Origin of the sequence: Orrella dioscoreae (assembly GCF_900089455.2) — a bacterium.
Taxonomy (GTDB): Bacteria; Pseudomonadota; Gammaproteobacteria; order Burkholderiales; family Burkholderiaceae_B; genus Orrella; species Orrella dioscoreae.
Genome location: NZ_LT907988.1, coordinates 3,657,438 through 3,670,608 on the forward strand (window position 1 = coordinate 3,657,438; position 13,171 = coordinate 3,670,608).

Sequence of the window (13,171 nt, forward strand, 5' to 3'; positions counted from 1 at the left end):
GCCCCCCCACCCCGACGAGGCACCCTGCCATGTTCCAGATTCCCCCCACCCTGCCGACGGCTGGCGACCTCTTGGCCGCGTTCGATACGGACACGCCTGATATCCGCTCGGCCTGGTTCGAACGCCGGCGGCGCGCGATGGTCATGGCGTCGCTGGGCCGGCGCCGCTACCACTCGGCGCTGGAGCTGGGTTGCGGCACGGGCGGCATGACCTCGCTGCTGGCCGCGCGCTGCGACCACGTGACGGCCTGCGACATGTCGACGTCCGCCCTGGTCCAGGCGCGCGAGCAACTCGATCACGCCGCCAACGTGCGCTTCCTGCCCTGCCGCCTGCCGCGCGACTGGCCCACGCTCGCCTCGCCCGTGCAACTGATCGTGCTGTGCGACATGGCCTATTACCTGGGCGAGGACGACACTCGCGTGCTGGCCGCCCGCTGCCACGAACACATGGCGCCGGGCAGCGAGCTGGTGGCTTGCCACGGCCTGCATGCCTTCCCCGGCCGCCGCGCGGAGACCCGTGCCATTCATGCCATCCTGGGCGACGACCCGCGCCTGCGCGAGACGGTGCGCCTGGAGGATGGCGATTTCCTGCTGCAGATCTGGCGCTGCGTGCCGTGACATCGCACGCGCGCCACCGCCTGCCCTCGACGCCCCCGCAAGTCCGGCGGGTGCATCCGCCCTGATCTTCCCGCTCTTCGCGTCACGACAGGCGATGCCGCTTCCTCCCGGAACATGACAGGCCTGGCAGCCATCGCGAAGGGCCTCCCACTTCTCTGGAGGTATGCAAGATGGCTACGAAAAAATCCCGCAACGGCAAGCCTGCCCACGCCGCCGAACAGGCTCCGCTCAATACCGACAGCGCCCCGTCGGGCCCAGCACCCGGCGCCAAACCGGCAGCCGCCCAGGCCCGGGCGCTGGACCAGACCGCGGGCGCGTTCCCGCACAACCCCGACAAAGCGCAGGAGTATGGCGATGCCGCCTCCTGTCCGCACGCGGGCCATCATCAGGCGCCCGCGGACGCGTCCGTGCATGCCAGCACGCTGTCCGAAACCAACGCCAACGAGAAGACCGGCGCGCCTCCCGGCGCCGGCGAGAACGCGGTGCAGGGAGGACTGTCACGCGTGCGCGCCGACGACGATGGCCAGCCGCTCAGCACCAACCAGGGCGTGCCGCTGGCGGACAACCAGAGTTCGTTGAAAGCCGGGCTGCGCGGTCCCGCGCTGCTGAAGGACTTCATCCTGCGCGAGAAGATCACGCATTTCGACCACGAGCGCATTCCCGAGCGCATCGTGCATGCGCGAGGCTCGGCGGCACATGGTTATTTCGAGGCGTACGAGTCGCTGTCCGACCTGACCGCGGCCACGCCCTTTGCCGAGGCAGGCAAGCGCACACCGGTGTTCGTGCGCTTCTCGACGGTGGCTGGCGAGCGCGGCTCCAAAGACACGGCACGCGACGTGCGCGGCTTCGCCGTGAAGTTCTATACCGATCAAGGCAACTGGGACCTGGTGGGCAACAACATTCCGGTCTTCTTCATCCAGGACGCGATGAAGTTCCCGGACCTGGTCCATGCCGTGAAGCCCGAGCCGCATCACGGCATGCCGCAGGCCGCTTCGGCGCACGACACCTTCTGGGACTTCGTGTCGCTGATGCCGGAATCCACGCACATGCTGATGTGGGCCATGTCGGACCGGGCCATTCCGCGCAGCTATCGCATGATGCAGGGCTTCGGCGTGCACACGTTCCGCTTCGTCAACGCACAGGGCGAATCGCGGCTGGTGAAGTTCCACTGGAGCCCGGTGGCCGGCACGCATTCGCTGGTCTGGGACGAAGCCGTCAAGATCTCCGGCGCCGATCCCGACTTCCACCGCCGCGACCTGTGGGAAGCCATCGAGGCGGGCGAATATCCCGAATGGGAACTGGCCGTCCAGGTCTTCACCGATGAAGACGCCGAACGCTTCAGCTTCGACGTGCTGGACGCCACCAAGATCGTCCCGGAAGAACTCGTGCCCTTGCGTCCGGTCGGACGGTTGGTGCTGGACCGCAATCCGGACAACTTCTTCGCCGAAACGGAGCAGGTGGCTTTCTGCGCCGCCCATGTGATTCCCGGCATCGACTTCACCGACGACCCGCTGCTTGCCGGCCGCATCCACTCCTACGTCGATACACAGATATCGCGGCTGGGCGGCCCCAACTTCCACGAGCTTCCCATCAATGCCCCGCTCGCGCCGGTGCACAACAACCAGCGCGACGGCATGCACCGCCAGACGCTGAACCGGGGCCGCGTGGCCTATGAGCCCAACTCGCTGGGCGGCGGCTGCCCCTTCCAGTCCGGCAAGATGGGCTTCGTGCCGTTTCCCGAGCCCGTGGCCGGCGACACGCTGCGCGGCAAACCGGAGAAGTTCGCCGAGCACTACAACCAGGCCACGCTGTTCTGGAACAGCCAGACCGAGTTCGAGCAGCGGCACATCGTCGATGCCTTCCGATTCGAGCTCAGCAAGGTGACGGTGCCTGCCATCCGGGTCCGTACGGTCTCGATGCTCCGCAATGTGGACGAGGCCCTTGCGGGCAAGGTCGCGAAAGGCCTGGGCATTCCGCTGCCCGATCCCATGCCGCGTGCGCTGGAAACGTCCCCGGAACCGGAAACGACACACTCACCCGCCCTGTCGCTGACGGCCCGGCCCGGCAAGGCGGGCGTGCGCACGCGGCAGGTCGCCATCCTGGTGCACGAGGGCGTCGATGGCGCGGGCGTGCAGTCCCTGGCCAAGGCACTGGCCAAGGCAGGCGCCATCGCCCGCCTGGTGGGGCCGCGCGTGGGGCCGCTGGACACCGGAAAGACCCGCCTGGATGCCGATGCCTCCGTGGAAAACTCGCCCGGCGCGCTGTTCGACGGCGTCATCGTGCCTGACGGACAGATCGGCGTGGACAGGCTGGCCGCGGACGGCCGCGCGCTGGAGTTCCTGCGCGACCAGTATCGGCACGGCAAGACCATGATGGCCGTGGGCGCCGGACGCACGCTGGTGGAGCGCGCCGACATCCCGCTGGCGAATCCGGACGACGGACTGCTGCTGGTGGACGCCGGGTCGGGCGCGGATGCCTTCCTGTCCGCGCTGGCCAGGCACCGCCATCCCGAGCGCGAGACGGATCCGCCTGCCGTCTGACACACGCGTGTCATGCGTACCGGCGAGGCTGCCTGAGCAAGCCCGCGGCCACCAGGCCCACTTGACCTGCCTCAAGCTTTGCGTGCAGTCTTCTCCCTAAGATGTGCGCACGCCCACGCCGCTCCCGGCGCGGGCGTCCTCCCCGCCGACCTCCGCGCAGGCGGGCGCGGCTGCCGCCGTGCCCGGCTGGGCGCGGTCCTCCCGCAGCCGGAACACCACGCATGACATCTCCCTCGCTTTCCGCCGTCAGCCAAGCCCTGCAGGTCACCCGCAACCGCCCCCTGGCGGAAATCACCGTCGGCGAAAGCGCCAGTCTCGAGCGCACGCTGAACTACGAAGACATCCAGCTTTTCGCCATCCTGTCGGGCGACGTGAACCCGCGCCACCTCGACCGGGAATTCGCCCGCGCGTCGGGCTTCCAGGACGTGGCCGCCCACGGCATGTGGGGCGGCGCACTGATCTCGGCCGTGCTGGGCACGCGGCTGCCCGGCCCCGGCACGGTCTATCGCAGCCAGTCCCTGCGATTCCTGCAGGCCGTGCGCGTGGGCGACACGCTGACGGTCACGGTGACCGTGACCGCGGTGGACACCGACGCGCAGGTGGTGACGCTGGCCTGCCTTGGCGTCAACCAGCAGGGCGCGACGGTGATCGAGGGGGTCGCGGAGGTCCATGCCCCCACCGAGGCCATCGAGGTGTCGCATTCGGCGCTGCCCGAGATCCGCTTGCATGCCGAGGACGCGGGACTGGAACGCCTGCTGTCGCAGGTCGGCGCGCTGGCGCCCGTGCGCATGGCGGTGGTTCATCCCTGCGATGCATTGAGCCTGACCGCCGCGCTGGACGCCGGCCGCAACGGGTTCATCGTGCCGGTGCTGGTCGGTCCGCGCGCAAAGATAGAATCCGTCGCCGCGGAGAACGGCCTGGACCTGGGCGACGCCGAGATCGAGGAAGCGCCGCACAGCCATGCCGCCGCCGCGCGCGCGGTGGAGATGGCCGGACGCGGCGAGGTCGAGGCGCTGATGAAGGGCGCGCTGCACACCGATGAGCTGATGGGCGCGGTCGTGCCCTCGGGGGCCGGGCTGCGCACCAAACGCCGCATCAGCCATTGCTTCCTGATGCAGACGCCCGCCTATCCCCGGCCTTTCCTGATCACCGACGCCGCCATCAACATCGCGCCCGACCTGCAGACCAAGGCCGACATCGTGCGCAACGCCATCGACCTGGCGCACGTGATCGGCGTGGCCGAACCGCGCGTGGCCATCCTGGCTGCGGTGGAAACCGTCAACCCGAGCATGCCCGCCACGCTGGATGCCGCGGCGCTCTGCAAGATGGCGGACCGCGGCCAGATCACCGGCGGCCGCCTGGACGGCCCGCTGGCCTTCGACAACGCGGTGTCGCCGTCGGCCGCCCGCATCAAGGGCATCGCTTCCGAGGTGGCGGGCCTGGCCGACATCCTGGTCGTGCCCGATCTCGAAAGCGGCAACATGCTGGCCAAGCAGCTGGAATACATGGGTGACGCCTCGAGCGCCGGCATCGTGCTGGGCGCGCGCGTGCCCATCGTGCTGACCAGCCGCGCCGACTCGCGCGAATCCCGCCTGGCCTCCTGCGCCATCGCCCTCATGCTTGCCCACCACTTCCGGAACGCCCCGCCATGACGCAGCACGCAACATCCTCCGGCGACTTCATCATGGTGCTGAACTGCGGTTCGTCCAGCATCAAGTTCGCCCTCTTCGACACGCCCGGCCAGGATGCCGCCTTGCCTCGCAAGGCGGCGTGGCAAGGCAAGGTGCAGGGCATCGGCGGGCCATCGCCCACTTTCGGCGCGGCCGAGTCCGGGGCCGCAGCCTCCTCTGAAGCCCTGGCGCTTGATGCCTCGCAGCCCTATCACGATGCGCTGGCGCACATCCGCCGCCGCACGCTGGCATGGCTGGCGGGCCGGCGCGTGCGCGCCATCGCGCACCGCGTGGTGCACGGCGGCAGCAAGTATTTCGCGCCGGTGCGCGTGGATGCCGACGTGCTGGCCGACCTGAAGACCTATATTCCCCTGGCCCCGCTGCACCAGCCCTTCGCGCTGGAAGCCATCGAGGTGCTACTGGAAACCCGGCCCGACCTGCCGCAAGTGGCCTGCTTCGACACCGCGTTCCACCACACGCTGCCCCAGGTGGAACAGATGCTGCCGCTGCCCTATGCGGCATGGGAACGCGGCCTGCGGCGCTATGGCTTCCACGGCCTGTCGTATGAATACCAGTCGGTGGCACTGCCCGAGCGGCATGGCGCAAACGCCCATGGCCGCGTCATCGTGGCGCACCTGGGCAGCGGCGCCAGCCTCTGCGCGCTCGACGCGGGCCGCAGCGTGGCCACCACCATGGGTTTCTCGGCGCTGGACGGGCTGATGATGGGCACGCGCTGCGGCGCGCTGGACCCCGGCGCGGTGATCTACCTGATGGAGATCGAGAAGCTCAGCCTGGAGGAAGTCGGCCACACGCTGTACCACGAATCCGGCCTGCTGGGCGTGTCGGGGCGCTCGTCCGAGCCGCGCGTGCTGCTGGAGCACGAGGCCACCGACGAACGTGCGCGCGCGGCGCTGGATCTGTATATCCGCCGCATCGTGCGCGAAATCGGCGCGCTGGTGGCGGTGCTGGGCGGCCTGGACATGCTGGCCTTCACGGCCGGCGTGGGCGAGCACAGCGCGGAAATCCGCCGCAGGGTGTGCAATGGCCTGTCCTTCCTTGGCCTGACGCTGGACGAAGCCGCCAACGCCCGCAACGCATCCTGCATCAGCACGCCCGACTGCCCCATCGTGGTGGCGGTCGAACCCACCAACGAGGAATGGATCGCCGCCCGGCACGCCGCCGCGCAGGTCGACCTGGCCGGGGCCGCGGCCTGATGGCGAACGACGGCAACACCTTGGTGGTCTCGTCCGAGGAAGCACTGCGCGCGCTTCCCGACGCGGCCGCATTGCGAGGTGTGGAAGAGATATATCTTGGCGCGCGGCTGTATGGCGCCCTCTCCCACGCCGAGCTTGCCGACTGGCTTGCGCGGCTGCCCGCGCTACGCAGCATCCACCTGTCCGATGACTGGATACCGGACGCCCGGATGAACACAGTGGCGGCGGCTTTCGCGGCATCCTTTCCGGACAAGGCGTTCTTCTGGACCCACGATGGCCTGGCCGGGGGCAAGCACGGCCGCTGATGGCACGGAAAGGCCGGCGCCGCGCAACGATACGGGAGGCATCAACTGCTCGTACCGGCAATACTTGTAAAGCCCATCCCCGGCCAGAGCGATGTTCCGATCCGTCGCGCGCCTGCCGCGATGGCCACCCACGCGTCGAGAACGCGGACGCTAGTGGCGCACGACCGAGCCCGGACCGGCAGGCGCGGGCGCCGGCAGGGCCGATGACCGGGGCGCATCGGGCGCCACCCGCAGGATGGGCGGCGGGCATTCCCCAACCGGGCGCACTGCCGCAGGCTCGGCCATCCACGCAGCGACATCCTGCCAGACCGCCTGCGCGCACAGATCGCGCAGCAGCATGTGATACCCCTGCGGATAGCGCTTGAGTTGCACGGGCTGCCGCTCGGCCAGCGCTGTCAGGGTGGCGCTGGCCTCGGCCACGGAATCGGCATGCAGCACCTGCTCGTGGGCGCCGTACAACACCAGGACCGGCAGCGCCGGCGGCAAGGCCGTCAGGCGCGACTCGGCCAGGCTCATCAAGTCCACCAGGCCCGAGACCGCATCGATGCGCGTGCGCTTGAGCACCAGCGGGTCCCGCCCAAGGCCGCGCAGCATGTCGATGTTGTCCGACGGCACGATCTTCAAGCCGCGCGGCGGGGTGACGTGCATGCTTGGCACGGTGTGCACGGCCAGCCAGAGCGTCATGCGGTACAAAAGATTCATGGATTGCCGCCCCCACAGGGCGGGGGCCGACAGCACGACGCCTTGCAGGCGGGACGCCAGGGGCGGACGCCCCGGCATCGCGGGCGCGGTCACGGCAGTGATGGCCACCGCCCCGCCCATGCTTTCCCCCAGCACGAACAGGGGCACGCCCGGGTGCCGCGCGGCAATGGCCTGCACCGCCGAGTCCAGGTCGTCGACCAGCGTCTGCGCGCCCGGCCAGATGCCAGGCAGCGCGGAAGCGCCAAAGCCACGCTGGTCATAGGCATAGGTGGCGACACCCTGTTCTCGCCAGTAACGCGCAGGCGCATCGAAGGCATTCGAATAGTCATTCATGCCGTGCAGGGCGATGACGACAGCGCGGGGCTTGCCTGCGGGCACCCACTGCCGCAAGGGCAAGCGAGCGCCATCCTCGACGACCAGCGCCTGCCCTTCGATCAGGGCGGCCTGCGTCGGCTCACCGCGCGGCTGATAAGTGGCCGAGCAAGCGGCCAGCAGCATGAGGAACGACACGCAGAGGCCTGCACATACCCCTTTCCAAGCCAAGGCCTGCACTTTCCCCTCACCCATGAACGCGCATCCCCAATACCGGCACACGTGCCGAGCGTACATCAGCCATGGCTTGCGCGCTCCTTGCGCCACACCGCCGGCGAGCAGCCCATCGCGCGCGTGAAGGCGCGGGAAAACGCGCCGGGGGACTGATATCCGACCCGCTCGCACACCTGCTCCACGCTCATGCCCTCGGCCAGCGCGCCGACCGCCGCGCGCATGCGCACATACAGCAGCAGCTGGGCGGGCGTGGTGGCTGCAAGCAGGCTGAAGCGGCGGTGGAAGCTGGCCCGCGACATGTGCGCGTGCGATGCCATCATGTCCACCGTCCAGGCCAGCTGCGGCTCGGCGATCATGGCGCCGATCAGGCTTGCCATGCCCGGGTCGCGCGCCAGCGCCAGCAGCCCGTGCGCCTGTGTGTCGTAACGGGCGTGGTGGCGCAGGGCATAGAACAACAGCAATTCCACCAGCCGCTCTATCAGCGGGGAGGGCTCTCCGGGACGTCCCACCATCTCTGCGACCAGCAAATCGACCAGCGTGCGAGCAGCCTGCAGACCGGGTGCCTGGCCGTGCAACAGAATGGCCGAAGGCAGGGATTCGATCAATAGACCGCTCAAGCCGGGGCGGAAATCCAGGAATCCGCACACGAGGCCCGTGGCCTGCGGCATGGCGCTGTCCAGCGGGGTCATGTCACGCCGCTGTACCGGCGCGGAGAAATCGGGCGGCGCAGGACGCGGAGACAGGACATGCGGCGTGTCGCGCAGGAAGAAGACGGCATCCCCGGGCCGCAGGGCCACGGCCTCGCCTTGCGGGGTGTGCAACCAGCAGTCGCCGTGCAGGACGATATGGAAACCGGCGCGCAACCTGCCGCTCAGGCTGGCTTCCCAGCGCCCGCAATACTGCCCGATATGGAAGATGCTGGCGCGCACATCCAGGCCGGAGAGCAGCAATGCTTCGGCCATGGCAGGCGCACTTGACGGCTCGTGCATCCGGGTTATGTGGTCATGACTCACGGTGGATATGAACGCGCATAAATGAGGGACTGCCGCGCATTGTCCGGCTTCGCGCCGCTGCGCACAATCAAAGGCCTCATCGACCCGCCCGCCAGGAGTGCCCGCCATGTCCCGCCTTCCCCTCCTCGACCCCGACACCGCCCCCGAATCCACGCGTCCGGCCTTGCTGGCCGCCCGCCAGGGCGCGGGCTATCTCTCCAACCTGCTGGCCGTGCTGGCGCATGCACCGGTGGCCCTGGAGGCCTATCAGACGCTGTCGGCCATCAATGCGCGCGCCAGCCTCACGCTGGCGCAGCGCGAAGTCGTGCAGCTGGTGGCAGCCACGACGCATGGCTGCGCGTTCTGCGTGGCCGGGCACACGGCACTGGGCCTGAACAAGGCCAGGCTGGACCCCGCGCTGGTCGAGGCACTGCGGGAAGGCGCCGCGCTGCCGGACCCCAAGCTGGAGGCGCTGGCCCGATACACGCGCGACGTGATCGCCACCCGGGGGGCCGTGGATGACAGCGCCTTCGAGGCCTTTCTCGCGGCGGGCCACACCCAGGCCCAGGCGCTGGAAGTCGTGGTGGGCCTGGGGCTTGCCACGATCTGCAACTTCGCCAATGTGCTGGCGCGCACCCCCCTCAATCCCGAACTGCAGGAGCACGCATGGCGCATACCCGCCTGAGCGCGACACTGTCCGATTGGCTGGACACCCATGCCGAGGCCATCGACGCCGGCACGCATGACCCATCGGCGATCGTGCCGACGCTGGGCGCGGCGGGCCTGTTCCGCCTGGGTGTGCCGGGCGCGGGAGACAGCTCCCGGACCGGCGATGCCATCCTTGCGATCGCCGAGGTTGCCCGTCATTCCCTGGCAGCCGCGTTCGTGTACTGGAGCCAGCGCACCTTCATCGAGTACCTGCTGCAGAGCCCGAACGCCACGCTGCGCGAACGCCTGCTCCCGGGCCTGCTGACGGGCGCGACGGCAGGGGCCACCGGCCTGTCCAATGCCATGAAGTTCCTGTGCGGAATCGAGGCCCTGCAGATCACCGCGCGGGAACAGGATGGACGCTGGCGGCTCGACGGCCGCATGCCCTGGGTGACCAACCTGCGTCCCCAGGGCTTCCATGTGGCCGGCGCCGTGACCACGCCTCGCGGCGGCTCGGCCATCGTCGCCCTGCCGCATGACGCCCCCGGCCTGTCCCGCAGCGCGGACCTGGACCTGATTGCCCTGCAATCCAGCAACACCGCCGCCCTGGCATTGACGGACGTCGATGTCCCGCCCGAGTGGCTGATCCACGAGAATGCCGCGATCTATCTTCCCCATGTGCGGCCAGCGTTCGTCGGCCTGCAGTGCGGGCTGGCGCTGGGCCTCGCGCAGCGCGCCCTGGAAGAGGCCCAGGCGTCGTCCGGCCCACGACATGCCTTGCAAGCGCCGCTGGCGCAGGCCAGTCACGGCCTGGCCACGCTGCGGGAACAGTTGATCGAGGGTGTGCACGACGGCCGCTACCGGACGGCCCCCACTGCGCTCTTCGAACTCCGCATCAGCCTCGCCGAGCTGGCCGCCCAGGCCGTGCAACTGGAATTGCGTGCGCATGGCGGCGCGGCCTATTTGAACGGCAAACGGCCAGGCTTCGCACGCCGGTGGCGCGAGGCGGCCTTCGTGCCCATCGTGACGCCCAGCGTGGTCCAGCTCCAGACCGAGATCGCCAAGCGGCGCGCCGTGGACGGCGTGGACGCGGCATGCGCCCGCCGGGCCGTCCCAAGGGCGAAACCCGGAGTGCGAGGCACGAAGGTAGTCCAGTGAGCACGGTGGCCAACGGCGAGGCGCTGCTATCGGCGCGTGGCGTGGGCGTAGCCTATGGGGCGAGGACGGTCATCGACGGCCTGGATCTTGCGATCCACGCAGGCGAGATCGTCGCGGTGCTCGGCCCCAGCGGGGCGGGCAAGTCCAGCCTGTTGCGGGTGCTGGCGGGCCTGCAACCTCCGGCGACGGGCTCGGTCTCGCGTCTCGGACAGCCGCTGAACGGCGTGCATCCACGACTCGCCGTCGCCTTCCAGGATCCCTGCCTGCTGCCTTGGCTGTCCCTGGAGCAGAACGTGGCTTTCGGGCTGGACTTCCGGCACCAGCCTCGTCTGGACCGCGAGACGCGGCGCGCGCGCGTGCATGCCGCCATCGAGGCGGTGGGACTGTCGCACGCCCGACGCCTGCATCCCGCCGAGCTTTCCGGCGGCATGGCACAGCGCGCCGCGCTGGCCCGCTGCCTGGCTCGCCAGCCCGACGTGCTGTTCCTGGACGAACCTTTCGGCGCGCTGGACGAGGTCACGCGCGCGGACATGCAGACCCTGTTGCGCCGGGTGAACACGGACCTGGGCACCGCCGCGGTGCTGGTCACCCACGACATCGACGAAGCCTTGCTGGTGGCCGATCGCATCGTCCTGCTGGGCGGCTCGCCCGCGCGCGAGGCAGGCACCTGGAAGGTGACTGTTCCCCCACCACGCGATGATCACGTCGCGGAACTGGGCGCCTTGCGCATCGACATCCTCCAGACCCTGCGCGCCTGCCTGCCGGCACGCGGCCATGCCCCTCCCCTTCCTCTCAAAGGACGTTCCCATGTCGCTGCCTCCCCTGTCTCGCCGTGAATGGCTCAAGCTTTCGTCGCTCCTGACCGCGGGCGGTGCCCTGCCGCTCCTGTCCGCCTTCCAGGCGCGCGCCCAGGCGGAATCCGATGCGCCCCTGCGCATCGGCTACCTGCCCATCACCGACGCAACGCCGCTGCTGGTCGCACACCACAACGGCTATTTCGAGGAAGCCGGCATCAAGGCCGAGAAGCCCACGCTGCTGCGCAGTTGGGCCCAGATCATCGAAGCCTTCATCTCGGGCCAGGTCAACGTGGTGCACCTGCTCAGCCCCATGACGGTCTGGGCGCGCTACGGCAGCAAGGTGCCGGCCAAGGTGGTCGCCTGGAACCACATGAGCGGCTCGGGCCTCACCACCGCGCTGGACATCAACAGCGTGGCGGAGTTGGGCGGCAAGACCGTCGCCATCCCGTTCTGGTATTCGATCCACAACGTGGTGCTGCAGCATCTGCTGCGCGAGAACGGCCTGACACCGGTATCACGCAAGCAAGGCGGGCTCGCCGCCAACGAGGTCAATCTGGTGGTGATGGCGCCCTCGGACATGCCTCCCGCCATCGCGTCGCGCCAGATCGCCGGCTACATCGTGGCCGAGCCCTTCAATGCCCTCGCGGAAACACTGGGCGTGGGCAAGGTGCTGCGCTTCACCGGCGATGTCTGGCGCGATCATGCCTGCTGTGTGGTCTTCATGCACGAACGCGACTTGCAGCAGCGGCCGCAATGGTCGCAGGGGGTCGTGGACGCCATCGTGCGCGCGCAATTGTGGACGCGCGACCATCGCGCCGAGACAGCGCAATTGCTTTCCAAGGAAGGGATACACCGCTATACCCCGCACTCGCTCGAGGCGCTCAACAAGGTGCTGAATCCCTCCCCGAAGGATCGCGACGCCTACATCGCCTCGGGCATCATCCAGCACCCCGCCTGGGATGAAAAGCGCATCGACTTCCAGCCCTATCCCTACCCCAGCTATACGGAAGAACTGGTCAGGAAGCTGAAGGACACCGTGATCGAGGCGGATCGGGGCTTCCTGCGCGATCTCGACCCCACGTTCGCGGCAGGCGACCTGGTGGATGACCGTTACGTGAAGCGGGCCATCGAACGCGTGGGCGGCTTGACGCGCTTCGGCGTCGCGAACTCCTATACGCGGCTGGAAACCATCCGCGCCTGAGCCTCATGAACCGATACGCGCTCACGCACGTCCTGCCTGGCCTGGCTGGCCTCTTCCTGACCCTTGCGCTGTGGTGGACGGCGACGGATCTGCTGGCCGCGCCAGGCAGCCTGGCGGCACGCTTCTCGCCGGTCGCCACCTGGCTCAGCCTGCGAGAACTGCTTGGCGATCCCCAACTGGGCTTTCATGTGTGGGCCAGCCTGCGGCGGATCGCCGTCGGGCTGGCGCTGGCCCTGCTGATCGGCATGCCACTGGGCCTGGCCGTCGGCGCGTGGCAACGCGCCGATGCCTTGCTCAGCCCCACGTTCCAGTTCCTGCGCATGGTGTCCCCGCTCTCGTGGATGCCCATCGCGGTGATGGTGCTTGGCGTGGGCGATGCACCGGTGTATTTCCTGCTTGCCTTCGCGGGTGTCTGGCCGATCATCCTGAACACCGCCGCAGGCGTCAGGCAACTGGATCCCCGCTGGCTGCAATTGGCCCGCAGCCTGGCCGCGACACGCGCCGAGACGCTGCTGCGCGTGGTGCTGCCTGGCATCCTGGCCCACGTCCTGACCGGCGTGCGCCTGGCCATCGGCATTCTGTGGATCGTGCTGGTGCCGGCCGAAATGCTGGGGGTTTCCGCTGGCGTCGGATACTTCATCCTCGATACGCGGGACCGCCTTGCCTACTCCGAACTGATGGCAATGGTGCTGCTGGTGGGACTGCTGGGCTATGCGCTGGACATGCTCGCCCGGCAGGCGTATCGGACACTGGGCCGACGCTGAGGCGCGAGCCCGGCAGC

The 13,171-nt window shown here is 69.0% G+C and carries 12 protein-coding genes; 10 read left to right on the forward strand and 2 right to left on the reverse strand.

Annotated features, from left to right (window positions below; genetic code table 11):
- Positions 1-29: 29 nt before the first annotated feature.
- From ODI_RS22355 to ODI_RS16950, 5 genes are all read left to right on the forward strand, one after another.
- Positions 30-617 carry a class I SAM-dependent methyltransferase gene (locus ODI_RS22355; protein ID WP_082985163.1) on the forward strand — a complete coding sequence of 196 codons (588 nt, stop codon included), beginning with the start codon at positions 30-32 and terminating at the stop codon, positions 615-617.
- Between the two features lie 170 nt (positions 618-787).
- Positions 788-3,157 (forward strand): catalase, encoded by a 2,370-nt coding sequence (locus ODI_RS16935; RefSeq protein ID WP_067750130.1) that lies wholly within the window; start codon positions 788-790, stop codon positions 3,155-3,157.
- 221 nt (positions 3,158-3,378) lie between these two features.
- Positions 3,379-4,809, forward strand: a complete 1,431-nt coding sequence (locus tag ODI_RS16940) for a bifunctional enoyl-CoA hydratase/phosphate acetyltransferase (RefSeq protein ID WP_067750128.1) — start codon at positions 3,379-3,381, stop codon at positions 4,807-4,809.
- Entirely contained in the window at positions 4,806-6,041 is a 1,236-nt protein-coding gene (locus tag ODI_RS16945) for an acetate/propionate family kinase (RefSeq protein ID WP_067750126.1), read from the forward strand. Before ODI_RS16940 ends, ODI_RS16945 begins: the two co-directional genes overlap by 4 nt.
- Positions 6,041-6,346: a hypothetical protein gene (locus ODI_RS16950; protein WP_067750124.1), complete on the forward strand. Its 306-nt coding sequence runs from the start codon at positions 6,041-6,043 to the stop codon at positions 6,344-6,346. The genes ODI_RS16945 and ODI_RS16950 overlap by 1 nt, the downstream gene beginning before the upstream one ends.
- A gap of 150 nt (positions 6,347-6,496) precedes the next feature.
- Here ODI_RS16950 and ODI_RS16955 read toward each other — a convergent pair whose 3' ends face one another.
- The gene (locus ODI_RS16955) at positions 6,497-7,558 is read right to left on the reverse strand and encodes an alpha/beta hydrolase (RefSeq protein ID WP_197707104.1); all 1,062 of its coding nucleotides are present in this window, start codon (positions 7,556-7,558) and stop codon (positions 6,497-6,499) included.
- 98 nt (positions 7,559-7,656) lie between these two features.
- Positions 7,657-8,556: an AraC family transcriptional regulator gene (locus ODI_RS16960; RefSeq protein WP_162292302.1), complete on the reverse strand. Its 900-nt coding sequence runs from the start codon at positions 8,554-8,556 to the stop codon at positions 7,657-7,659.
- Positions 8,557-8,713: 157 nt separating this feature from the next.
- On the opposite strand from ODI_RS16960, the gene ODI_RS16965 reads away from it, so the two are divergent.
- The 5 genes from ODI_RS16965 to ODI_RS16985 are packed head-to-tail and all read left to right on the forward strand — an operon-like array spanning position 8,714 to position 13,154.
- Positions 8,714-9,271: a carboxymuconolactone decarboxylase family protein gene (locus ODI_RS16965; protein WP_067750119.1), complete on the forward strand. Its 558-nt coding sequence runs from the start codon at positions 8,714-8,716 to the stop codon at positions 9,269-9,271.
- Positions 9,253-10,392, forward strand: a complete 1,140-nt coding sequence (locus ODI_RS16970) for an acyl-CoA dehydrogenase family protein (protein ID WP_067750118.1) — start codon at positions 9,253-9,255, stop codon at positions 10,390-10,392. The genes ODI_RS16965 and ODI_RS16970 overlap by 19 nt, the downstream gene beginning before the upstream one ends.
- Positions 10,389-11,228 (forward strand): ABC transporter ATP-binding protein, encoded by an 840-nt coding sequence (locus ODI_RS16975; protein WP_408635846.1) that lies wholly within the window; start codon positions 10,389-10,391, stop codon positions 11,226-11,228. The genes ODI_RS16970 and ODI_RS16975 overlap by 4 nt, the downstream gene beginning before the upstream one ends.
- Entirely contained in the window at positions 11,200-12,390 is a 1,191-nt protein-coding gene (locus ODI_RS16980) for an ABC transporter substrate-binding protein (RefSeq protein ID WP_067750117.1), read from the forward strand. Before ODI_RS16975 ends, ODI_RS16980 begins: the two co-directional genes overlap by 29 nt.
- A 5-nt stretch (positions 12,391-12,395) precedes the next feature.
- Complete coding sequence (locus ODI_RS16985; protein ID WP_067750116.1) at positions 12,396-13,154, forward strand: ABC transporter permease; 759 nt, start codon at positions 12,396-12,398, stop codon at positions 13,152-13,154.
- The last annotated feature ends 17 nt before the right edge of the window (positions 13,155-13,171 follow it).

Coding starts and splice junctions, on each gene's coding strand:
- ODI_RS22355 (WP_082985163.1), top strand. CDS start 30: ATGTTCCAGATTCCCCCCACCCTGCCGACGGCTGGCGACCTCTTGGCC.
- ODI_RS16935 (WP_067750130.1), top strand. CDS start 788: ATGGCTACGAAAAAATCCCGCAACGGCAAGCCTGCCCACGCCGCCGAA.
- ODI_RS16940 (WP_067750128.1), top strand. CDS start 3,379: ATGACATCTCCCTCGCTTTCCGCCGTCAGCCAAGCCCTGCAGGTCACC.
- ODI_RS16945 (WP_067750126.1), top strand. CDS start 4,806: ATGACGCAGCACGCAACATCCTCCGGCGACTTCATCATGGTGCTGAAC.
- ODI_RS16950 (WP_067750124.1), top strand. CDS start 6,041: ATGGCGAACGACGGCAACACCTTGGTGGTCTCGTCCGAGGAAGCACTG.
- ODI_RS16960 (WP_162292302.1), bottom strand. CDS start 8,556: ATGGCCGAAGCATTGCTGCTCTCCGGCCTGGATGTGCGCGCCAGCATC.
- ODI_RS16965 (WP_067750119.1), top strand. CDS start 8,714: ATGTCCCGCCTTCCCCTCCTCGACCCCGACACCGCCCCCGAATCCACG.
- ODI_RS16970 (WP_067750118.1), top strand. CDS start 9,253: ATGGCGCATACCCGCCTGAGCGCGACACTGTCCGATTGGCTGGACACC.
- ODI_RS16980 (WP_067750117.1), top strand. CDS start 11,200: ATGTCGCTGCCTCCCCTGTCTCGCCGTGAATGGCTCAAGCTTTCGTCG.
- ODI_RS16985 (WP_067750116.1), top strand. CDS start 12,396: ATGAACCGATACGCGCTCACGCACGTCCTGCCTGGCCTGGCTGGCCTC.